Source organism: Paenibacillus sp. sgz302148, assembly GCF_056120465.1.
The window spans coordinates 34,591-56,387 of sequence record NZ_JBVYOJ010000004.1 but is presented as its reverse complement, the minus strand read 5'-3'; the positions used below and the strand labels follow the sequence as shown (position 1 = coordinate 56,387).

Sequence of the window (21,797 nt, the reverse complement as noted above, 5' to 3'; positions counted from 1 at the left end):
AAGGACTTCGATGAAAGTCGTTTATTACGTGCTACTGTTATGCACGAGCCTGCTATGGGCGGGAAATTTTGTGGCCGGCAAATTTGCGGTAGGCCATGCGGACTCGATGACATTAACGAATTTGCGCTGGATTTCCGCAACGCTGCTCCTGCTGCCGATCGTTTGGTTCAAAGAGAAACGGCTGCTGCCGCCGGTTCGGGCGCTGCTGCCGCTTTTTCTGATGGGACTGACGGGGGTGGTTTTGTTTAATGTATTTATGTTTTTTGCATTGGAACGAACGACGGCGGACAATGTCGGCCTGCTGTCGGCGCTCAATCCGGTTGCGATTGCAATCGCATCGTTTTTGATTTTGCGGGAACGAATGACGCGCCGTCAGCTGCTGGCCGTGATCGTATCGCTGATCGGTGTGCTGGTCGTCATTTCGCATGGCGATCTCGGCATATTGCTGCGGTTCCATTTTAATGTCGGCGATTTATGGATGCTGGCCGCGGTAGGCATTTGGGGGCTTTACTCCGTTGCCGGCAAAAAAGCGATGCAGCATGTGTCACCCTACATGGCGACGTTATGGGCGGGGATTTTCGGCTCATTGATCCTAATCCCGTTTAACCTTCCTACATTCGGAATCGAGAACGGGACGGCGACATTCTGGATTGCCGTGATCTATATGAGCCTTGGGGGGACGGTGCTGGCCATGCTGTTCTGGAACATCGGCGTACAGGCGATCGGCGGTACGAACTCCGGCATATTTCTTAATTTTAATCCGGTTTTTACAGCGATACTGGCATTCGTGCTGCTTGGGGAGAACATGGGGGCGAGTCAGATCGCAGGCGCCGCAATCGTCATTGCGGGCGTTTATCTGTTTACGTCGAAGCCCCGGGCGGCCGCATGGAAGAACAGGAGAGCATAGCATGAATAAACGTGATGCGTTACTGATTGATCTTGACGGAACGCTATATCGCGGCAAATCGATGATCCTGTTTGCCGACCGATTCGTGAAGCAGTTGAAGCAAGACGGCGTGCCGTATTTGTTCGTCACGAACAATTCGTCGCGTACCCCGGAGGCGGTTGCCGAGCATTTGCGGGAGATGGGAATCGAGGCGTCGGCTGACGATGTTTATACGGCTGCACAAGCTGCGGCGCAGTATATTGCCGAGCATCAGCCTTCAGCCCGCATCGCCATGATCGGCGAAATCGGACTGGAAACCGCGCTGCGCGCTGCCGGCCTGAACGTGCTCGAGATGGGCGCGGAGCAACCGGATTTTGTCGTACAAGGAATCGACCGCTCGTTTACATATGGAAAACTGGCGCATGCCGTTCGGGCGATCCGCGAGGGGGCAGCTTACGTGCTGACGAATCCCGACTTGCTGCTGCCGACCGACGAAGGGCTCGTCCCCGGCGCAGGTACGCTGTCGGCTTCCATTCGCGCGGCAACCGGCGTCACGCCGGTCGTCATCGGCAAACCTTCGAATATTATTATGCGGTATGCGATGGAGCGGCTCGGCAGCGACGCGAAGCATACGATCGTGATCGGCGACAACATGCTGACCGATATTGCGGCAGGGTATGCTGCGGACTGTCGCACCGTTCTTGTCATGACCGGCATTACGACGGAGGACAACTACCGCGCGATGGCCGATCAGGCGGGCTGCGAGCCGGATGTCACCTGCGCCGACCTAGAGGCGTTAAGCGTGTATATTTCAAAGACGATTGGGCAATAAGTGATCATAAAAGTTCGAAGTTTATAATCTTTTAGGAGGATTTCCCATGCCCGAATTGCCGGAAATGGAAACGTACCGGAGGCTGCTGGCCGAGCGCGTTGTCGATAAAACGATTACCGCCGTCCAAGTGAACCGGGCAAAATCGATCAACGTCGATCCCGAAGCGTTTATAGCGGACGTGCTGCATACGCGCATCTTGTTCATCGAACGGCGAGCGAAACACCTATTATTTCATTTGGACAACGGAAAACGGCTGCTTCTGCATTTGATGCTCGGCGGCTGGATGTTCTACGGAACGGAGCAGGAGAAACCGGACCGGACGACTCAAATTGTTCTTTCTTTTGGCGAGGAGCATTTGTATTTCATCGGTCTCCGATTAGGATATTTGCATTTGCTGACGGCTAAGGAAGCGAAGGAAAAAATGGCCGAGCTCGGCCCCGAACCGCTTCAGCCGGACTTTACGCCGGAGAAATTCGCGAAGATGGCTGCCGCCAAAAAAGGCACGCTCAAGACGGCGCTTGTCGACCAGAGCTTTATTGCCGGCATCGGCAACTGTTACGCCGACGAAATCTGTTTTGACGCAGGCGTGCTGCCGCATGCCAAGTGGCCGGATTTGGAGCCGCAAACCGTCGAACGGCTGTACCGCTCCATCGGGACGGTGCTGCGGGAGGCGATGGCGCACGGCGGTTATATCGAATCCCCTACATATGCCGGAGATTTGCTGACCGGCGGCTATAATGATCGGTGCAAAGTATACGATCGCGGAGGCGAAGCGTGTTACCGATGCGGAGCGCCTGTCGTTCAAGAGGAATTATCGGGCAGAAAGCTGTTTTATTGCGCCGGCTGCCAGCACGGGCGGTGAATGTCGTGTATTGGATCGGAAGTCATGTCAGCATTCGCAACGGCTATTCCGGTGCGGCGCGCACGGCGCATGCGCTAGGCGCGAACGCCTTTCAATATTTTTCGAAAAATCCGAGAAGCGTTACGATCAAATCGTTTGATCCGCAAGACGCCGAGGCTTGTGCAAGCTACTGCAGGCAGCATGACATTCGGTCCATCGCACACGCTCCATATCCGATCAATTTGGCGGCGGAATCGGCGGATCGCCGGGATTTGCAGGCGGAGTCTTTGCTCAACGATTTAACGATCGCCGAGGCTTGCGGTTCCGTAGGCCTCGTCGTTCATTTCGGCATCTACAAGGAGAAAGGGAAAGATAGGTTACAAGGCTACAAAAATATAATACAATGTTTAAATCAAGTCATTGCGCGTTGGAGCGGGAACGCCCAAATCCTGATTGAAAACCAGGCGGGCGACGGCGACATGGGCACGACGTTCGAGGAATTGACTCAAGTGCGCAGCTTGACGGACGCGCCGAACCGGATCGGTTTTTGCTTCGACACGTGCCATGCATTTGCCAGCGGCATTTGGAACGGACGCAATTGGCAAGAGCTGCTTGAGAAAGGGACGAAGCTTGGGTATTTCGAGCATTTGCGCGCGATTCACCTGAACGATTGCCAATACCCGAGCGGTTCGAAAAAAGATCGGCATGCCCGCGTCGGCGATGGTTTTATCGGCGCCGAACCGATTGCGGAGCTGCTTCGTTCTCCGTTTGCCGCACACATCCCGATCGTACTGGAAACGCCTTATGACGAAGACGGCACGCATCGGGGGCAGATCGCGCAATTGCGAAGGCTGACGGAATAATGCCAGGTACCGCGGCGGGGAACGACAGGATCGGATGCGGCGCCAATTAGGCTGGAGCCGACCGTGAATCCTTGACGGAAGGATGAGATTTTTATGATACACGTCTATTTGGACGATTACCGGACTTGTCCCGAAGGTTTTGTTGCCGCGAAAAACGTGATGGAGTGCATCGAGCTGCTAAACGGCTGTGAGGTCGACATTTTATCGCTGGATTATGATCTGGGATGGGGGCAGCCGAACGGCTTTGACGTCGTCCGCCATATGGTGGAGAACAGGGTATTCGCCAAGCGAATCTACCTGCACACCTCCAGTCCATCGGGCAGGATGCAAATGTACCAGCTGCTCTACCAGCATAAACCGGAGAACGTTCAACTGGTCAACGGGCCGATGCCGGAGGCGCTTCTGGAGCAAGTGAGGCGGGCGCGATGATCGCCGAATGGTCGGAACAACAATTGCGCGATCGGATGAGCGGCGGCTCGGAGCCGTTTGCGCTATTCGTTTTTACGCCGCTATGCGGAACGTGCAAGGCAGGGGCCAGGATGCTGGAGGTCGTGCAGCATATGCGACCCGCTTGGCCGATTGCTCAGGCGAACGTCAATTACATGCCCGCATTCGTCAGAGAATGGCAAATTGAAAGCATTCCCTGCCTGCTTGTCATTCATCAAGGCCGTCCGGTGCTGAAAACGTACGCCATGCGATCGGTCGATCATTTGCTCCGGCTGCTTACGCCGTTACTGATAGAGGAAGGATGATTCATGCCATGATTCAATTATCGAATTTATATTTGCGCCGCGAGGAGCATCAAATTTTGGACGGCGTCTCGCTGGAGATGAAAGAAGGGGAGCATTGGGTTATCCTCGGCAAAAATGGTTCAGGCAAAACGACGCTGCTGGAAATGATGACCGGGTACATGTTCCCGTCGAGCGGTACGATCGAGGTGCTGGGCAACGTGTATGGCGAATGCGACGTCCGCGAGGTGCGCAAAAAAATCGGCTACATCAGCCAATCGCTGCTGGAAAAAATGACGCTGCGCGATCCGGTTTGGGAGGTCGTAGCGACGGGAGAATATGGCTTCCTCCGGTTTTACGAAGCGATTCCGGACGAGGTTCAAGCGAAGGCGTTCGCCCTGCTCGATGAAGTAAAGCTCGGCCACCTGCGGAACAACACGCTAGGCTCCTTGTCGCAAGGCGAGCGCAAAAAAGTGATGCTGGCCCGCGCGCTCATGTCGGAGCCGAAAGTGCTGATCATGGACGAACCGTGCGCCGGACTCGACCTGTACGAACGCGAAAAGCTGCTGGCCGACATTAATGCCCTTGGCCGGAAGCAAATCAGTCTCGTGTACGTGACGCATCATATCGAAGAGATAACGTCAGTGTTCACGCACGTTGCGTTGATCGAACGCGGCAAGCTTGTTGCGGCGGGTCCGAAAAAATCGGTCCTAAACGCGGAAAACTTGCAGAAGGCTTACCAAGTGGCAGTAGAGATGGAATGGTTCGGCGAACGTCCTTGGATACGCGTATTATCGGGGGTTGAATAAGTGGGCGGTTACATAACGGAGCAAGGGAACGCCGGATCGGCCTGGATCGCGACGGCGAACAGCGGTTTTGCCCAATACGGCCAAGAGGAAATCCGGCGATTGTTTCCGGAGATCAAAGTGACCTTATTGGTTCCTGCGGAAATTTTCATGTTCGAGGTCCCCGTACCGCGGGCTGAGGCCGTCCGCACGATATTGGACAATGAACCGATCTTCATCCGGCACATCCAGCCGGTGGAGGAGCGGTTTGCCTTGACCGAGCCTGGAGCCGATCTGGCACGGCTCGCGTCATTGCTGACCGCAAGACGGGTGGACTTGTCGGGTTCGCGCGTCGCGGCACAAATCCGCAAAGCGCCGGGCAGTCCGTTCGAGTTCGCGGCGCATGAAGCGAAAGCGGCGCTGGACGAGACGCTGCGCGCGATCGAGGCGGAACCGGCCGTGCGCCATGCCGACTGGATCGTATCCGTGTTTGCCGGCAAAAACGAAGTGTACTTCGGCATTTCGCGGCCGGAGGATAATTTATCCGATTGGGCGGGCGGCGCCGTTCGCTTCCAAAAAGAAGAAGAGCAAATATCCCGTGCCAAATTCAAGCTGCTGGAAGCGGAGCGGGCGTTCGGACTCGATTTCGCCTCCTGCCGGAACGCAGTCGATATCGGCGCGGCGCCGGGCGGCTGGACATCGCTGTTGCTTGAGCGCGGCTTGCGCGTCACGGCGATCGATCCCGCGGCATTGCACCCGTCCTTGAACGGCCATCCGCGGTTAACCTTCTTGCGAAAGACGGCGGATGCGGTCAAATTTCAAGACGATCAATTCGAATTGCTCGTATGCGATATGAGCTGGAATCCGAAGCTGATGGCGAAGCTGATCGCCGATTTGCTCTACGCGCTCGCACCGGGCGGCATCGCGATCATCACCGTCAAGCTGATGCACAAGAAGCCTTTCCAGACGCTGAGAGACGTGCTCGATAAATTGAGTCCGCCGCTAACGCTGGTCAAGGCGAAGCAATTATTTCATAACCGCGAAGAATTCACCCTATATTTGCGGAAACAATAATGCCGAAGGCGGCGGAAGGGATTGTGGGGGAATGGAACAGGTTGTCGAAAGTTTCGCAAGCGGGTATTCGAAGGTCGCGCAAGCGGTCGAGGGATTGTCTGTGGAGGCGGTCAACTTCAAACCGAATCCGAGCTCGTGGTCGGTAAAAGAAATTATCGTTCATTTGGCCGATACCGAGTCAGTGCTCATCCAACGAATGAAAAAAGTGCTCGCGGAGGACAATCCGCTGCTGACCGCGTTCGATCAGGATTTATGGGCGGAACGCCTGGATTACGCAGGCGCGGATGTATTCATTTCCTTGGAACTGATTCGGCTGCAGCGCGAAAGCTTCCTGCCGACACTTCGCCGCTTGAAGCCTGAGGATTGGCAGCGCGCGGGCATCCACACGGAGGCGGGCAAGCTAACCTTCTCCGATATCGCGCATAAAGCCGTCACGCACCTGGAAGGCCACATCGGTCAAATCGGGCACGTGCTTGAAGCATACGCGAATCGGAACCGGTAAACGAACCGAAGCAAAACAACGAACGAAAACTAACGAGCAACATAACCGAAAAAACAACCGAGGCCGAAACGATTGACAAAAGGCGTTTCCCCATGTAGCTTGAATGTACATAGAGACATCGGCAGGGGGAACGCCTTTTGTATTACTTTTTGATCAATGCGAAATCCGGCAGCGGAAAAGGCGGAAAAGCTTGGAAGCAAGTCGAGCGGGCTCTACGGCGCAAAGGGATCCGTTATCATGCGGCATTCAGCGAAAACGAAGAGCAGGCTGCCCGCTTTATACATACCATGAAACAAGATGATATACGGGACATTCGAGGATTTATCGTGATCGGCGGGGACGGCACGGTGCAAAGCGTCGTCCAAGAGCTCGCGTATACGGATATTCCGCTTGGCATTATTCCGGCAGGTTCAGGCAACGATTTCGCCCGAGGGCTGAAGCTGCCGCTGAAGCCATTGGAAGCTTTGGAAGCGCTTCTAACCGCCGCCGGCCAGCGGATCGACCTGCTGAAGGTAGGCGGCAGACTATGCGTGACGGTCATTGGCATAGGGATCGACGGCACGGTCGCTTACGAGGTCAATCAATCGTCGCTCAAAAAATGGTTTAATACGCTCCGGCTCGGCTCGCTCGCTTACGTTTTCAGTTTGCTCAAGGTGCTAGTTCGCTACAAGACGCGGGCCGTTACGTTGCGACTCGACGAGGGCGGCGCCATAACCGTAAGCGATGTTTGGTTGATCGCCGCCGCGAACTTTACATCCTACGGCGGCGGGATGAACATATGCCCGCAAGCCTCGGTATCCGACGGCATCATGGATGTGTGTGTCGTAAGCGGAGTCGGACGAATGGAATTACTCCGCGTTTTTCCGCAAGTGTTTCGCGGGACGCATGTGAGCCATCCCGCGGTGTCCATGTATCGGGCAGGCCGACTTGAAGTCACATCGGCAAGTCCGATGCTGGCGCATGGCGACGGAGAGCTGTTCGGCGAAACACCGCTCGCCGTCGAAATCGCGAAACAAGCCGTAACCGTGCTTTATCGAAACAAATAGACGGGTTTCCAACTTTGTCCGCTATTATCCGTTGCATAAAGCACCGACGGTTTGCCGTACGTTCTTGTCGCAAGCCAACCGCGTTTCGCGTCCACGAAGCTGATCGCAGCTTGTTGGCCGGGAAGCTTCCGGGCTTGATTCGTCCAAGACTTGCCCCCGTCATGTGTCCAGCCGATCGTAATTTCCCCTGCATCGCCGCACGGTGAGCATTCGCCTGTTAAGAAGGCGGTTGTGCCGTTCAAAGCCAGCAGCATGCCGGGCTTTATGTTCGGTCCCGGACGATCGACTGCCTCGCCGGTCGCATATCCAGGGGCGGGACCTCCGCCTGCGGTCGATTGGACTACCGGCGTTGTCCAGCTGCGTCCGCCATCGGGCGTATGCATCAGCGTATAGGACGTCTGCGACATGCCGGAACCGCCGATCAACAGGACCCAGGCATTTTTCTGCCCGGTAGACCGAACGACGGCTCCGCCAAGCGGTCCTTCTATTTTTTTCTCGAGAACGGTTTTCCACTGTTCGCCTCCCGTTGTCGTGAACGCGATGCGGAAACGGCTAGCATCGGACGTTACGGCCCAGCCATGCATCCGGTCATAAAAAAACGGTTCTCCTACGACTTGGTCGGGCACATGCAGCCGTCCCCATGTTTTGCCCCCGTTTGCCGTCATCCAGCCTCCGCTGAATCCGACTTTCCGGTTGACGAAACGGATTGTCGAGCCGATGTCCACTCGGGCTATGGGCGCCCAATGCCGCCCGGCGTCCGTCGTATGAAGCACGGTGAGAGGTTCTTGTCCATCTTCCGGCGTTCCGATCGCCCAACCGAGCTTCGAGTTAAGGAAAAACAAGCTTCCGATCCGTTCTTTCCCTTCGTATTGCTTGCTCCAGCTCCGCCCTCCGTCCGATGTTCGGGATATAAAACCATTTCCGCCGGCAAAGCCCACTCTGGCGTTCAGGAATTGAATCGAAAAGATTTCCTCGTGTCGTTCGGACGGCGTTTCCGCCGCGAAGGCTGCCGTCTCGAACCCAAAGCTCATCATCGCAAGCAATGCGCTGCATAGGACTGCGATTCGGACGCGGTTCATCCAATTCATCACGAATATCACCTCTTTTTTGTACTTTGCATAGAGCCCGTTTTACCTGCTCCCCGATTGGAAAAACATGCCTTTGTTCAGCAGTATAGACATTCGCGGGAAAAATTATATCGAATAAACGTTAGCTATACGGTCAAAGGTATTTGTTCGTTATAATGTGGCCGGAAAAGTAACTTGACTGCGCACTCGAGATTAGATTATTATCTAATTAGATAGTTATTAAATTAGATGGCTGTGAAAGGAGATGCCTGCTCATGCAGCTGCAGAAGCTGGTTCAATTCCATAAAGCGCTGGCCGACCCGAACCGCATTCGAATATTGCATTTGTTGTCCGGCGGGGAATTGAACGGACAAACGCTCGCGGATAAGCTGGGCGTTACGCCGGCAACCGTTACGCATCATGCGGCCAAGCTTCGCGAAGTCGGCATCGTGTCGGAGCGCAGAGACAAGAATACGATTTATTTTTCGCTGCACGATTACATGCTCCGCGCGCATTCCTCGGCGCTGCTTGATTTTATTTACAAGGGAAAGGAGGAAACGGACATGGAATCGGCAACCGAAAAAAACGACAAGCTTCGCGATGCCGTGCTGCGTAATTTTTTTGCAAAGGACGGCACGTTAAAGCAAATTCCATCTCAACTGAAGAAAAAGCTGATCGTACTGGAGTATATGGTGGAGCAGTTGGAGCATGGAAAGAAATATGCCGAAAAAGAGATCAACGCGTTCATTCAGCGGTTTCATCCCGATTTTGCGACGATTCGCCGGGAATTCATCATGCACCAGTATTTGTATCGCGAGCAGGAAATTTATGAAATGAACCCGCGGGAAATTTGGGCGAAATGGGAGACGTTGAGCTGACTACTGCGTTATCTGCGGAAAACTTATAAATTCTATTATGGAAAAAATGACTCTCATCGCTGAAAATGAGCTTTACCCGTTGTTTCCGGGTCGTAAGTTTGATAAGCTGAAGGAATAACTAATTCCGTTCGGATAAGGGGTAGAGCATTTGTTCAAGCTGCATGGTTCTTGGGTTGCATCGCCGTTGCCTGGCGAGCGACCTTTTTTCGCCGTATGGGGAGAAAGCGATAGAACGGGCTCGGAGCGGAGGATGGCCCGTTCCGAAGAACTCGTCGCTCTTTTGGCCGAAAGGTCGGATGCTATAGATCCGGCTTTATTCGAGCATGCCCGTGAAGTTGTGCCGGTATCTTACACGGACGGATTGCAGCATCATGATATGGAGGCTTTAAAACTGACATTTCAAGCGGAATATGCGCTTGATCTTGTACGTATGCTGCTTGCTTTTGGCGCCGATACTGCGGAGGAACAAGGAATTGCGGCAGGAGACAGCATTCGGTATTGGAGGCAATGCGTGCTGCTCGCGCTTGAATTAGTTGCGAAGCAGCAGTACGTTCCTGCGGTCCGGACGATGTCCGGGAAAGTCGAAGATGATCTCGGCGTGACGACAAAGCACCAGGCTGTCTGGGAACCTTTGCTGGAGGCGCCTTCGGTTAAGAATCAGATCGAACGATTGGCGGTGACGATGCCTTTGTCTAGCCGAAATGCGCAGCGGGCATCGGGTGCGGCAGAGCGCGGCGATTCCGAACCATGGGAGGATACCGTCAAGCATTTTGTACGTACGATCGTAGATGCAGTCGTTCGAAGTGCCCAATCGGAAGAAGAGTCACGGCAGATGATCAAAACATTAAATCCCCGTTACGCTTCGCCGCTTACCCCTATCGAGCATTGGCTGGCGGCCTTGCTCTCGCCGGAAGCGCCGCTTAACGTTCCAGCCCTGGAATGGATCGCGGGCGATGCGGCCGAATGGCGGCAGCGATTAAACGATGCCGAGGCGGAACGGACGGTTACGACGTGTTTTCGGTTAGCAGAGCCGCCGCGCGGTGATGAACAAACTTCCGGCAATGACGGCTCGGCCGGATGGCGGCTCGAATTTATGCTTCAGTCGAAGGATGATCCGGGTCTGCTGTATCCGGCCGAGTCCATTTGGCGGGATGAGGAAGCCGGTGGCGACAGACGTGCGGCAAGCGCGTTATGGCATGAACCGCAGGAGCGGCTTCTGCGTGATTTGGATGCCGCGGCACGGAAATTTGCCCCGCTGGAGCGATGCTTGAGAGATGCGATTCCGCTAGCCTGCACGTTAACGCAGGAGGAGGCGTATTTATTTTTGCGCGAGGGGGCGTCCCTTCTGCAAAACGAAGGCTTCTCGGTGTACGTTCCCGCCTGGTGGCGAAACCGCGGATCTCGTTTCGGCCTCCAGATGAGACTGCAAGCGGCCGATACCGCCGATGAGCCGGGAGACCGTTCTGCGGACCGTTCTTTCGCTCCCGGCATGGTCGGATTCGATTCGCTGGTCCACTATGACTGGCGAATGACGATGGACGGCGACACTTTGACGCAATCGGAGCTGGAGCAGCTGGCCGAGCTGAAGATGCCGCTAGTCCAGCTGCGCGGACAATGGGTGGAATTCCAGCCGTACGTCGCGAAGGCAATGCTGGAATATGCGGCGAACAACGAATTCGGCAGGATGACGTTTGCGGAAGCACTCCATCTTTCGCTGCAAGGCGGCCGCGCCGAGGGAAGCAAGCCGCTCGCGGTGAACGAGCTGGTCGACGAGCTGCCCTTGCCGCGCATGCCGTTCGCCGGCGTGACGGCCGATGCGCAATTGGGCGCATGGATGGAGCAGCTGCGCGAGATGGATGCCGTGCCGATGCTGGAACAGCCTGCGGGGCTGCAAGGTTTGCTGCGTCCCTACCAGCAGAAGGGCTATTCCTGGCTTGCGGCGATGCGTACGCTCGGTATGGGCGCTTGCTTGGCCGACGATATGGGGCTCGGCAAGTCGATCCAGTGGATCGCTTATATGCTGCGCTTAAAGGAAACCGGACAGCTTCACGGACCGGCTCTTCTTATATGTCCTACCTCGGTGCTCGGCAACTGGCAGCGAGAGCTGGCCCGGTTTGCGCCGTCGCTGCGCGTATGGCTGCATTACGGTACTTCCCGCTTGTACGGGGAGCAATTGGAGGAGAAGCTGGCGTCGTGCGACATCGTCATGACCTCGTATTCCATTGCTCAGCGGGATGCGGAACAATTGGAAGCGGTTGTGTGGGACGTCGTCGTGCTGGACGAAGCGCAGAACATTAAAAATATTTTTTCGAAGCAAACGAAATCGATCCGCAAGCTGCGCGCCGGCCACCGGATTGCTTTGACGGGCACCCCGGTCGAAAACCGGTTGTCGGAGCTTTGGTCGATCCTTGATTTTCTTAATCCCGACTACCTCGGCTCGCAGGAGCAGTTTCGGCACAAATTCGTGCAGCCGATCGAACGTCAGCGTGATCAAGAGCGTGCGCGAACGCTGCAGCGGATGATTCAGCCGTTCGTCATGCGCAGAGTGAAAACGGACAAAAATGTCATTCAAGATTTGCCGGATAAACAAGAAATGAAAGAATATTGTCCGTTAACGCGGGAGCAGGTCACGCTCTATGAAGCTTGCGTGCGCAGCATGCTGCAGAGCGTCGAACGTGCGGAAGGGATGGAGCGCCGGGGGGCGATTCTGTCGGCGATTACGCAGCTGAAGCAAATTTGCAACCATCCGGCGCATTATTTGCAGGACGGGCGCGTTAGCGAAGGGCGTTCGGGCAAGCTGATCCGGCTGGCGGAAATGATTGACGAAGTCGTCGCGAACGGGGAAAAAGCATTGATTTTTACGCAATATGCAAAGATGGCGGAAATGCTGCAGCAATTTCTGGCCCAGCGTTTCGGGCAAGAAGTTTATTTGCTACACGGAGGAACGCGCAAAGAACGCAGGGACGAGATGGTGTCGCATTTTCAGAATGATCCCGATTCGCCGCGTTTGTTCGTGTTGTCGCTCAAAGCGGGTGGGTACGGATTGAATTTGACCGGGGCGAACCATGTGTTTCATTACGACCGCTGGTGGAATCCCGCCGTCGAGAACCAGGCGACCGATCGTGCATACCGCATCGGGCAGCAAAGGGACGTTCAGGTGCACAAGTTTATTTGCTCCGGTACGCTTGAGGAGAACATCGACGGCATGATCGAAGCGAAAAAAGAACTTGCCGAGCATGTCGTCGGCACTGGCGAGCAATGGCTCACGGAGCTGTCGACCGAGGAATTGAAGCAAATCGTCACGCTTAGGCGGGAGTTGTTCGTGGAAGGGGAGGATTAACGATGGAACATGGCGCATGGTGGGCGGAGCGTTGGTTCGAAGCCGCGCTTGCCTATACGGGAACGAGCCGCATGCAGGAGGGCCGGCGCTTAGCCGAGCAGGGCCAGGTGCAGCTTGACGCCGAGAGCGAATGGTTTTCCGTTTCCGCGAAGGTGAAAGGCGACGCGACTCGGCCGTATGTCGTGGACATCGGGCTCGCCCCGTTCACGGAAGCGGAGCGGGATGCCGCATGCCGCGTTACCGCCGCCGAGGCGGCCTTTGGCGCCGCGCTGTGGAACGGGCGGCTGCTGGAGCGCCACGCCGCCCGGCTCGAGGATGCGGGCGCGGCGCTGTTTCCGGCGGAGCGCGCCGCCTGGCGCATCCGCTGCTCCTGCGGCGCGGCGTCGCCGGAGCTGTGCGCGCACGCGGCCGCCGCGCTGCACGCGCTTGCGCCGCAGCTGGCGGCATCGCCGCTCCGGCTGCTCGCGCTGCGCGGGCTAAGCCGCGGCCAGTTCGCCGCGGCGCTCCGGCGCCGTCGCAGCGAGCTCGCCGCGCAGGCGCACGCGCCTGGCGCAGCCGCCTTCGGCGCGAACGTGCCGGCCGCGCAGGACGCCGCCGTGCCGCCGGCTGAAGCGGCTCCGGCAGCGCAAGCCGCGCCGCCGCTCGCCTTGGCGGCACCGCCGAAGTTCTGGAACAAGCCGACGCCGCTGCATCAGGTGCTGGCGCCGGCTTACCGCCGCGCTGCGGAGGCGGCGGAACGGCTTCTGGGCGGCGACGGGAACTCGCATCGCGACAATCATGCGGAGGTGAACGGATGGAACGGTGGATAACGTACGATTGGCTTCGCAAATATACGAATTTGTACCGCAATGCCTCGTATGCCGACAAGCTCGCCCAAATCCGGGCGGAGAAGAACCCTTATTATTTGTTGGAATGGCTGCTATTCCCGCCTTCGTCTACAATCGTCGAGGAGCTTCGGTATCCTCGTTCGCCGGGAATGTGGAAGAACAGCTACGTTTCCTTCCATGAAGTGTTTTTCCAGCAGCTGCTGTACGACATCGCTTTCGCGGCGATGGCCGATGCCGATGAAGAGCCGCTTCTGGATACGGCCCTGTTCGATATGAAGGCGTACTATCATAGCCTGATTTGGGAACGGGCGGTTGATGCCTTCGAACAGCGCATGACTGAATCGGTGGAGAAACACGCCGCCTTCGCGCAGCAGCTGCAGAAGGAATATGACAAATTGGAAAACGAATACAAAGAACATATTCGTCAAATCGAAATCGAGTACGCAGCGGATGAGGAGCAGCAGCGCGAGCGGAAGAGTACGGCTTTCGAGTCGCATGAGCGGAAAAAAGAAGAGGCGCCGCGCAAGCTGCTTGCCAAACCTTTTGCGGAGTGGCCTTTCGTCGCGTTTATTCATAGAAAGCAATGGGACCGTCCGGAAGAACGAATACGAGGGTTGCTCGAGCGTCTTCATGCGGCCGCTAGTCCGTCTTATGTCGATGCGCTCCGGCAGGAAAACAACGGGAAGCTGCGCGAGGAAATTTTTCCGCAGCACCTGGAGCGTAGACGATTTTTGCGATGGCTGACGGCGTACGCATCGAAGACGAACATGACCCGCGGGACGATCGACCCTGAGCCCCGGCAGTCGGCTTTCGACAAGCTGTTGGGCGACAAGGATGCATTTTACTGTTTTCCAGAGGCACATATCGAATGTCTTGCCGCCATTTATGAAACGATCGGTTTCGAAGATTATCTAATCGCAGGCGACGAGCTGCCAGCCTATTTCCCCGAGCTTGTGCGCCGGTCGCTGCACGACGAGAAACGGCGCAAATGGCTGCAGGACAAAATCATCCTGCGCCACTGGAACGTCTTCGCGGGTTTGTTCGCGCAGCCGAAGTATTCCTTCGACTCGCTAAGCTGGGTGCTTTGTCTCGATCCGATCAGCATCGAGCAGCGGCTGCTCCGCCTTGACCGGGGTGCAACCGGGCAATCGGGCCGGTTCGACCGGGAATCGATCATGGAACGGTGCTGCGATATTTTTGCGGACGGGATCAAAGCGGGGCTGCCGAGTAGCCTTATCGTGCCGATATTCGCTTACTTGACGGCCCACGGCAAAGATACTGTGTATGCGTATATTTATAAAATCAAGCAGCCGGCAGAACTGGCTCCGCTGCTAGAGCTGGATATGCCCTCGGCTTCGTCGTTGTTCGGGGGCGAAGGGATTCGGGCCCAGTCCGCGCGGCAGTCGGTTTGGGATGTTTTTCTGCAATGGTGCGGATCAGCCTCCGGCGACGATCGAAATCGTTTGCTGCGCCTCGGCAAGCTTCTTGCGGAGGATAAAGAAAAGCTTGCGGCCTTGTGGCTCGACCGGTTATCGGCAGACGGCGAACCGCTGCGCTGGCCGGCGGACCAAGCGGAGCTTCTGGCGGAGGCGCTTGGCGTCCGCTTTTTTGGAGAACCCGATTCGCGGCGGGACGACGATTCGCTCGTTCGCGAATGGCTTGACCGACATAGCGAACGGATCAAGTTCGAGACGGATGCGGCCGGCGCGTTAAGCTCGGCTCATTCGGTGAAATACCGCATCGTTCGCCCGGGCGCGCTGGATGAATGGAGCGGGCAAGTCATTGCCAGAATGATCGTACGGCCGGAAATTTCGGATAAAAAACAAATTGTAGACTTGTTGGACGATTTGCGCAGCATTTAGAATAGAACGTGACGATTTTGCAGGCAACCGGGAAGGATGAACGTTCGATATGCTGGAAAGATGGAAAAGGGCGTGGAAGGCGGGAAAGGAAGCTTTTCGGGGCGACGTGAATCGGCAAGGCACTGTGCGTTTAAATACGGCGCAGGCCGAAGCTTTGATTCAGCTTCTCGCAAGCTATAAACTGCGCGAAGCGGAGCTCGAGAAGCATTTTCCGGACATCGCGTTTCCCGTCCGCTTGCTCGGGCAATCCGGGGTAGGCTGGGAATGGTTTCCCGGCGGCACGGATGACGCTTCCGGCGAGAAGGCGTTTGAAGCCCGTATCCGTGAAGACATCGGCCGATATCCCGCGAATTATACGATTATTACGCATGATGCAGACGTTCGGCTGGAGGAGGCGACCATCCAGGTCGTCGCCCCCGGCATTCGCGATACGATAAATAAAGCTGCGCTCGTGAAGGCGAAAATCGCTTTATACTCCGCGAAATCGGCGGACGAGGTGCAGCAGGTGCTTGACGATTTGAGTATGATATAGGTGAAGTAGTTTTCCTACGGAAAACTTTTAGGAGGTTCCCATGAACAAATATTATGTCGGCATCGACCTCGGCACGACGAATTCGTCGGTAGCCGTATTCGACCCGCATTCGGATAAGGTGGAAATCAAAAAGGTCGACGTCGGCGAAACGCCGAACTTGATCCGTTCGATTTTGTCGATCGACGAAAACGGCGAATGGATGATCGGCAATCAAGCGGCGGCGATCGACCGGCTGCGGAACCGTTCCGTCTTTTCGATCAAAACCGAGCTGCGCCGCGATATGAAATATACGTTAACGGTTGATGGCGAGACGTACGATCTGGAACAGCTATATGCAATTTTTATTCGCGAGCTGCTGCGCAAAGCGGGCATCGACAATCCGCGGCGGGTGGAGCGTCTTGCGCTCAGCGTTCCGGTCAATTTTGACGACAATCGCAAAAGCGTCATGGAGCGCGCCGCCGTTCGCCTTGGCATACCGGTCGAAAACGTCTGGTTTCTCGACGAGCCGATTTCGGTATTGTGGGATTGCCAGCAGATTCAGGCCCATTACGCGCTTATTTTTGATTTTGGCGGCGGTACGCTTGACCTCGCGATCATCGATAAATACGAAACCGAAGATATGAAGGATGGAGCTTCCCGTGCATTGCGCGAGCTGACCGGACAAGGCGACAACCGGTACAAAGGCAAAGTGACGGCCAAAATCGGGCTGGACCTCGGCGGCGACGATCTCGATGACGTCATCGTCAAGCTATTCGTCGAGCAAGGCAAGGCGCAGGGCAATCCGGTGTGCGAGAGCATCAGCCTCGATGTATTCGACGATCCGGAGCGGCTGCACAAGCTGAAAAACCATCCGAAGTTTACGTTTTATTATCAATTGAAGCATATTGCCGAGCAAGCGAAGCGGTATTTGTCGTCGAACGACCAGTTCGCGGTCAATATCCCGCCGCTTATTCCCGGCGTAGACGAAGGGATCAAAGGCGTAACCGTCACTTACGAGCAGTTTATGCTTGCGACGGAGTCGATCCGCGCACGTATGCTGCACGGTTTGAAGCAGCTGAACGACTTGTTCCACGAACAAACGGGATTATCCCGCGAAGGCATCGAAGCGGTTCTGTTGTCGGGGGGGAGCAGCTTGGTTTCGTTCGTGCCCGATTTGCTAGAAGAGCTATATCCGAACGCGCGAATCGTCTGGGACGAAGAACATCTGCAAACGCGGATCGCCCGTGGGAATGCCCGCTATACGCGAAGCGAAGGCGAAATTCTGGTCGGCGATTTCATCGGCGCCGCTTACGGCATATACAACCACGCAGGGAAAGAAACGATCGTCATGATCGACCATAACGAGCCGTATCCGGTGCAGAAGGTAAAGCGGGTCGCCACGACGAAATCGAACCAGACGCGCATCGAAATCGTGCCGATGGTACGCAAAGGCGACCGGTTCGAACCGCTGAGGCAGAACGGCAGCCCCGTCTGTTGGCGGATGAACATCAAGCCGCACGAGCAAACGATGGACTTGAGCCGAATCCGCGTGACGTATGCGATCGACAAATCGCAGCGGCTTCGCGTAACGGCGTATGACAACTTGTTCAAGACGGAAATCGGTGTGGAAGAAATTTTGCTCACGGAATCGCAGTAGCCTGTGCTATAATGCGAATTAATGCGAATAGATTAATAGGATAGGGGTATTCGAACGAATCATGAGTCTTTTAACGGTAGAAGATTTATCCCATAGCTTTGGCGGCCGTACGTTGTTCAAAGACGTATCGTTCCGGCTGCTGGCCGGAGAGCATGTCGGTTTGGTCGGGGCGAACGGCGTCGGCAAGTCGACGATGATGAATATTTTGACAGGTCAATTGTTGAAAGATAACGGCAAGGTAGAATGGACACCGAAGGTCCGCTACGGATATTTGGACCAGCATACGAAGCTGACGCCGGGCAAAACGATCCGCGACGTGCTGAAGGACGCTTTTTTGCCGCTGCTTGAGCTGGAGAACGAATTAAACGACATTACGGCCAAAATGGCCGATGCGAGTCCCGAGGAGCTTGAGCTGCTGCTTGAGCAAATGGGCGATATTCAAGAGCAGCTGGAAATCGGCGATTTTTATTTGATCGACGTAAAAGTCGAAGAGATGGCGAACGGACTCGGATTAAACGCGATCGGGCTGGAACGGGACGTTTCCGCATTAAGCGGCGGACAGCGGACCAAAGTCCTGCTGGCGAAGCTGCTGCTCGAAAAGCCGATGGTACTGCTGCTCGACGAGCCGACGAACTATTTGGACGTTGAACATATCGATTGGCTGAAAACGTACTTGAAGGAATATCCGTACGCGTTCATGCTCATTTCTCACGATACGGAATTTATGAACGATGTCGTTAACGTCATTTACCATCTCGAATTTGCCAAGCTGACCCGTTATTCGGCGAACTATGAGAAGTTTCTCCAGATGGCCGATATGAACAAATCGCAGCATATCGACGCCTACGAGAAACAACAGGAATTTATCAAAAAGACGGAAGATTTCATTCAACGGAACAAAGCGAGATATTCGACGTCCGGCCGGGCCAAAAGCCGCGAGAAGCAGCTGGACCGGATCGAACGGATCGATCGTCCGGAGGAGGCGCCGAAGCCGACCTTCGTATTCAAAGAATCGCGCGCAAGCGGCCGGATCGTATTCGAAGGCGTCGATATGGAAATCGGCTACACGTATGCGCTGCTGCCTAAGATGAGCATGACGATCGAGCGGGGCGACAAAATCGCCATCGTCGGCTGCAACGGCGTCGGCAAATCAACGCTGCTCAAGACGATTCTCGGAAAAATCGAGCCGTTCAGCGGCAAAACGTATTTGGGCGATTTCCTGTTCCCGGCGTATTTCGAGCAAGAAGTGAAAGCGGGAAATATTACGCCGATCGACGACGTATGGAATGAATATTCAAGCTTGAACCAGCATGAAGTTCGTGCCGCGCTTGCGCGCTGCGGACTCAAGAACGAGCATATTACGCGGCCGCTGAACATGCTGAGCGGCGGAGAGCAAGCGAAAGTCCGGCTGTGCAAGCTGCTCATGCGCGAAAGCAACTGGCTGCTGTTCGACGAACCGACGAACCATCTGGACGTCGTCGCCAAAGCGGAGTTGAAGCGGGCGCTGCAAGAGTATAAAGGCACGATTATTCTCGTATCGCACGAACCGGATTTTTACGAGGATTGGATTACGAAGGTTTGGGACGTTGAGGAATGGTCGCACAAGGCGGCTCAAAGGTCCTAAGCGCCGATTGAACCGGATTTACCATAAGGTAGGCTTGGCGACCATAAACCACATCATCACGAGCAAAATGATCACATACCATAAAACAGCGCGGGACAGTTTGGCAACGAGTAAGTGCCTCTCTGCTTCCGTGCTTTTCATTTTTCGTATAATCGGCGAGAAAGCACGGGCGATAAAGAAGAGAGATCCGAGCAGGATTGCCAGCGTCACGATAATCCAGGACTCGCTCCACGACCAGCCGCCCAGCATCCATAACAGCACGCCGGATACGGTTAATAAATGGCCCGAATGCTTGGACAGCGTCACCGTGACGGTAAATGCCTGCAAGGACGTATCCAGAAAGTCCTGCGGGATCGTCTTCAGCTTTTTGAGCAGCGGAAAAAGGACGAAAAAAGGACCAAGCGATAACACAACGCTAACAATATGCACGTATAATATGAGTTTGTACAGCCACAAATCGATGGACATAGATGACCTCCGCATGATGAAGTAAGGGATGCGAGCCGGCTGGAAAGAGGACTTTCCTCCGGGCTCGCGGATCGGTTTCGTTGATTATTGCGCGTGCTGCACCGGACGGAATTCGTGAACCCATACTTTTGCTTGCGGAATCCAAGGCATGCCTTTGTGCATGGACAAAATATATTGCTTATACGATTCAAAATCGGCGAAGCCTTCGGCTTGCGCATCCGCATCGGTTATTTCGCCGAGCGGCTGCTGGAAGACGTTATAGACTTCGAAGGAGCGGCCTTCCAGCTCCATGACCTCGCCAGGATCGGCATAGCGCCCGTTGCGGCGCGTTGCGGTTTTTTCGCCGCGAAGTACGCGTTCGATATCGGCTTGTACGGTGATCAGACGGTCGATGGAGCATGTTTTTGGCGGCAGTTGCTCTGTCATGATAATTCCTCCTGCAAAGTTTAATGGGATTGGCATCTATTTACACACGTTTCACATTGTACATCAATTCGGCTGGAATTAAAAATGAAGGACGTCGTTAGGAGAGACAGATTGACCTTCCGATCAACCAAAGTGGGGAGAGAAACTTTTGGAAAAACAAGTGGATGATCAAATTGGAGCTGCTTCGGCAAAAGAAGGCGGCTCGTTTATCGAAACCTTTCTTGTCGCCCTCAAGCTCGGGTTAACTTCGTTCGGCGGGCCGATCGCCCATATCGGCTATTTCCGCGACGAATATGTCAAACGCCGCCGCTGGCTTGACGAACGCAGCTTCGCCGACCTCGTTGCGCTATGCCAGTTTTTACCCGGTCCGGCGAGCAGCCAGTTGGGCATGGCCATCGGAATCGGCAGGGCCGGGCTTCCCGGCGGCATCGCCGCATGGCTTGGCTTTACGCTCCCTTCGGCGCTGGCGATGGGGCTGTTCGCATATTGGGTCGGGAGTGGGGATTTCGCCGGGGCCGGATGGATCCGCGGACTGCAAATCGTCGCCGTTGCCGTCGTTGCGCAAGCCGTGTGGGGAATGGCCCGGACCTTAGCGCCGGATCGGGTGCGCGGGTCGATTGCGGCCGCTACAGCGATCGCCGCTTTGCTGCTACCTGCAGGCTGGGGGCAAATCGTGCCGTTAGCGATATCGGGACTGCTTGGCTGGTTCATTTTCAAGCCTGGTGCGGAAGAAACGGCAGACCCCTCGCAAGATCGGGATGAGGGCCGTATGAGCCGTATGAGCAGAACAACCGCAAAAGCATCATTGATCCTATGCTTTGGCTTACTTGCGGCGCTGCCCCTTCTTCGGTTTGCGGTACCCAGTCTATGGATTGCGCTGACCGACAGCTTTTATCGCGTTGGGGCGCTTGTGTTTGGCGGCGGGCATGTCATTTTGCCGATGCTGGAGCACGAAACCGTGGCTGCCGGCTGGATTACCGAAGACCAGTTTGTTGCCGGTTACGGCGCAGCCCAAGCGATACCCGGTCCGTTGTTTACATTCTCGGCTTATTTAGGAGCATCGATGGCCGGGGGATGGGAGGGGGCCTTGCTTGCCGCAATAGCTGTTTTGGCCGTGTTTATGCCGTCCTTTTTGCTGATCGTCGGAGCTTTGCCTTATTGGAGCAGTCTTCGCAGACATTCCGGCTTCCGATCCGCGTTAATGGGTGTCAATGCATCGGTTGTCGGCATATTGCTTGCAGCCCTATATTCGCCGGTATGGACGAGCACGATTTCCACGCCGATGGATTTTTGCATCGCTCTTGTCGCTTTTGCGCTGCTGACGCTATGGAAGACTCCGCCATGGATCGTCGTGTTGCTTGCCGCAGCGGCAGGGATGCTGATGACTTGAGTGAGGTAGTTGGGCAGGCACCAATTCAGAATATTTTGGCTGAAAATCAGAAAATTTTGGCTTAAATAATGCCCAGAAATCCCGCTTTCTCGATCGTTCAGAAAATTTTTTCTTAAATACAGAAATTTTTGGCTAAGATCAGAAAATATTTTCTGAATGATGCTCTGAATCGCACTTTTGCCGTAAAATT

Annotated in this window: 21 protein-coding genes; 18 read left to right on the top strand and 3 right to left on the bottom strand. The window is 55.4% G+C overall.

Going from position 1 to position 21,797, the window contains the following annotated elements:
- The first annotated feature begins 10 nt into the window (after positions 1–10).
- The 10 genes from AC0LWM_RS07420 to AC0LWM_RS07375 all read left to right on the top strand — a co-directional run bounded on the left by AC0LWM_RS07420 (position 11) and on the right by AC0LWM_RS07375 (position 7,557).
- Positions 11–907, top strand: a complete 897-nt coding sequence (locus AC0LWM_RS07420) for a DMT family transporter (protein WP_474674277.1) — start codon at positions 11–13, stop codon at positions 905–907.
- Between the two features lies 1 nt (position 908).
- Complete coding sequence (locus AC0LWM_RS07415) at positions 909–1,718, top strand: TIGR01457 family HAD-type hydrolase (protein ID WP_474674276.1); 810 nt, start codon at positions 909–911, stop codon at positions 1,716–1,718.
- A 46-nt stretch (positions 1,719–1,764) separates the two neighbouring features.
- Positions 1,765–2,580, top strand: coding sequence for an Fpg/Nei family DNA glycosylase (locus AC0LWM_RS07410; protein WP_474674275.1), 816 nt, complete (start codon positions 1,765–1,767; stop codon positions 2,578–2,580).
- 5 nt (positions 2,581–2,585) lie between these two features.
- On the top strand, positions 2,586–3,422 hold the full coding sequence (locus tag AC0LWM_RS07405; RefSeq protein WP_474674274.1) for a deoxyribonuclease IV: 837 nt from the start codon (positions 2,586–2,588) through the stop codon (positions 3,420–3,422).
- A gap of 93 nt (positions 3,423–3,515) precedes the next feature.
- Entirely contained in the window at positions 3,516–3,851 is a 336-nt protein-coding gene (locus AC0LWM_RS07400) for a cyclic-phosphate processing receiver domain-containing protein (protein WP_474674273.1), read from the top strand.
- Complete coding sequence (locus tag AC0LWM_RS07395; RefSeq protein ID WP_474674272.1) at positions 3,848–4,174, top strand: thioredoxin family protein; 327 nt, start codon at positions 3,848–3,850, stop codon at positions 4,172–4,174. The genes AC0LWM_RS07400 and AC0LWM_RS07395 overlap by 4 nt, the downstream gene beginning before the upstream one ends.
- 8 nt (positions 4,175–4,182) lie before the next feature.
- Positions 4,183–4,959, top strand: a complete 777-nt coding sequence (locus AC0LWM_RS07390) for an ABC transporter ATP-binding protein (protein WP_474674271.1) — start codon at positions 4,183–4,185, stop codon at positions 4,957–4,959.
- Entirely contained in the window at positions 4,960–6,009 is a 1,050-nt protein-coding gene (locus tag AC0LWM_RS07385; protein ID WP_474674270.1) for a 23S rRNA (cytidine(2498)-2'-O)-methyltransferase RlmM, read from the top strand.
- 31 nt (positions 6,010–6,040) lie between these two features.
- A complete protein-coding gene (locus tag AC0LWM_RS07380) occupies positions 6,041–6,511 on the top strand; it encodes a DinB family protein (protein ID WP_474674269.1) in 471 nt (156 codons plus the stop codon).
- Positions 6,512–6,648: 137 nt separating this feature from the next.
- Complete coding sequence (locus AC0LWM_RS07375; protein WP_474674268.1) at positions 6,649–7,557, top strand: diacylglycerol/lipid kinase family protein; 909 nt, start codon at positions 6,649–6,651, stop codon at positions 7,555–7,557.
- Here the strand turns inward: AC0LWM_RS07375 and AC0LWM_RS07370 are convergent.
- Positions 7,542–8,648: a hypothetical protein gene (locus AC0LWM_RS07370; protein WP_474674267.1), complete on the bottom strand. Its 1,107-nt coding sequence runs from the start codon at positions 8,646–8,648 to the stop codon at positions 7,542–7,544. The two genes, AC0LWM_RS07375 and AC0LWM_RS07370, sit on opposite strands and share 16 nt — an antisense overlap.
- A gap of 251 nt (positions 8,649–8,899) precedes the next feature.
- Between AC0LWM_RS07370 and AC0LWM_RS07365 the strand changes: the two genes are divergently transcribed.
- The 7 genes from AC0LWM_RS07365 (at position 8,900) to AC0LWM_RS07335 (ending at position 19,323) form a co-directional block, all read left to right on the top strand.
- Entirely contained in the window at positions 8,900–9,502 is a 603-nt protein-coding gene (locus tag AC0LWM_RS07365) for a DUF2087 domain-containing protein (protein WP_474674266.1), read from the top strand.
- 148 nt (positions 9,503–9,650) lie between these two features.
- The gene (locus AC0LWM_RS07360; RefSeq protein ID WP_474674265.1) at positions 9,651–12,842 is read left to right on the top strand and encodes a DEAD/DEAH box helicase; all 3,192 of its coding nucleotides are present in this window, start codon (positions 9,651–9,653) and stop codon (positions 12,840–12,842) included.
- A 2-nt stretch (positions 12,843–12,844) separates the two neighbouring features.
- Positions 12,845–13,651: a hypothetical protein gene (locus AC0LWM_RS07355; protein ID WP_474674264.1), complete on the top strand. Its 807-nt coding sequence runs from the start codon at positions 12,845–12,847 to the stop codon at positions 13,649–13,651.
- Positions 13,636–15,531: a hypothetical protein gene (locus tag AC0LWM_RS07350; protein WP_474674263.1), complete on the top strand. Its 1,896-nt coding sequence runs from the start codon at positions 13,636–13,638 to the stop codon at positions 15,529–15,531. Before AC0LWM_RS07355 ends, AC0LWM_RS07350 begins: the two co-directional genes overlap by 16 nt.
- A 49-nt stretch (positions 15,532–15,580) precedes the next feature.
- The gene (locus tag AC0LWM_RS07345; protein ID WP_474674262.1) at positions 15,581–16,063 is read left to right on the top strand and encodes a hypothetical protein; all 483 of its coding nucleotides are present in this window, start codon (positions 15,581–15,583) and stop codon (positions 16,061–16,063) included.
- Between the two features lie 40 nt (positions 16,064–16,103).
- Positions 16,104–17,699 carry an Hsp70 family protein gene (locus AC0LWM_RS07340; RefSeq protein ID WP_474674261.1) on the top strand — a complete coding sequence of 532 codons (1,596 nt, stop codon included), beginning with the start codon at positions 16,104–16,106 and terminating at the stop codon, positions 17,697–17,699.
- A gap of 61 nt (positions 17,700–17,760) precedes the next feature.
- A complete protein-coding gene (locus AC0LWM_RS07335) occupies positions 17,761–19,323 on the top strand; it encodes an ABC-F family ATP-binding cassette domain-containing protein (RefSeq protein ID WP_474674260.1) in 1,563 nt (520 codons plus the stop codon).
- An 18-nt stretch (positions 19,324–19,341) separates the two neighbouring features.
- Here AC0LWM_RS07335 and AC0LWM_RS07330 read toward each other — a convergent pair whose 3' ends face one another.
- Positions 19,342–19,791: a hypothetical protein gene (locus AC0LWM_RS07330; protein ID WP_474674259.1), complete on the bottom strand. Its 450-nt coding sequence runs from the start codon at positions 19,789–19,791 to the stop codon at positions 19,342–19,344.
- 84 nt (positions 19,792–19,875) lie between these two features.
- Positions 19,876–20,217, bottom strand: coding sequence for an ASCH domain-containing protein (locus AC0LWM_RS07325; RefSeq protein WP_474674258.1), 342 nt, complete (start codon positions 20,215–20,217; stop codon positions 19,876–19,878).
- Positions 20,218–20,365: 148 nt separating this feature from the next.
- On the opposite strand from AC0LWM_RS07325, the gene chrA reads away from it, so the two are divergent.
- Positions 20,366–21,607 carry a chromate efflux transporter gene (gene chrA / locus AC0LWM_RS07320; RefSeq protein WP_474674257.1) on the top strand — a complete coding sequence of 414 codons (1,242 nt, stop codon included), beginning with the start codon at positions 20,366–20,368 and terminating at the stop codon, positions 21,605–21,607.
- Positions 21,608–21,797: the final 190 nt, after the last annotated feature.